General features: G+C 45.6%; 1 protein-coding gene. It reads left to right on the top strand.

All coding sequences use genetic code 11. The features are described from left to right. Window positions 1-717, top strand: a 717-nt coding sequence (locus tag H5126_RS21245) for an IS4 family transposase (RefSeq protein WP_182721556.1), incomplete at its 5' end; no start/stop codon positions are given. Window positions 718-730 lie beyond the last annotated feature (13 nt).

The raw sequence follows: 730 nt of genomic DNA, 5'->3' as shown, positions 1-730 counted from the left end.
CATATTGAAGAAGGTGAGGATAAGCTCTATGCGTTTGCAAGCGAGCTGATGAGTGCAGGCACCAAACACATCCACATTGCACAAAAAGGAGGAAGAAAAGCCCGAAGCGCAACACTGGATATCACCTATGCGCCAGTGACACTCAAAGCGCCTTACAATAAGAAAGGACGCTCCCTCCCAGTTTACTATGTCGGCAGTGCAGAGAGAGGAAACGCTGAGAACGGCTTAAGCTGGCACCTATTAACCAGTGAACCAGTCACCAGCAAAGAAGACGCCTTAGCTATCATCACCTACTATGAGCACCGTTGGCTTGTAGAGGAATACCATAAAGTCTGGAAAAGTGATGGCACGGATATCGAAAGTTTACGCCTTCAAAGCCAAGATAACATGGAAAGATTGGTGACGATTAATGGCTTTATTGCGACGCGAATATTGCAACTAAAGTTCACCAATGAGCAGCCTGATTCTCCAAGTTGTGAACAACTGTTATCTCCCAAAGCATGGAAGTTATTGTGGTTAAAGAGAATAAAAACACCATTGCCTGAAACTGCTCCAAATATGTCATGGGCGTATCAGGAACTGGCAAAGTTAGGCGGCTGGAAAGATACCAAGCGCACAGGGCGTGCATCTGTGAAAGTGTTATGGCAAGGATGGCTTAAGTTACAAGCCATCCTGGAAGGCTACGATTTAGCAAAATCTCTTGAGTCAGACTTGTGATCAAGAGACAGCT

Origin of the sequence: Pseudoalteromonas sp. SG45-3, from assembly GCF_014164075.1 — a bacterium.
Lineage (GTDB): Bacteria > Pseudomonadota > Gammaproteobacteria > Enterobacterales > Alteromonadaceae > Pseudoalteromonas > Pseudoalteromonas distincta.
Note: the sequence above shows the minus strand (reverse complement) of the source record. Positions and strands in the feature narration are given on the sequence as shown.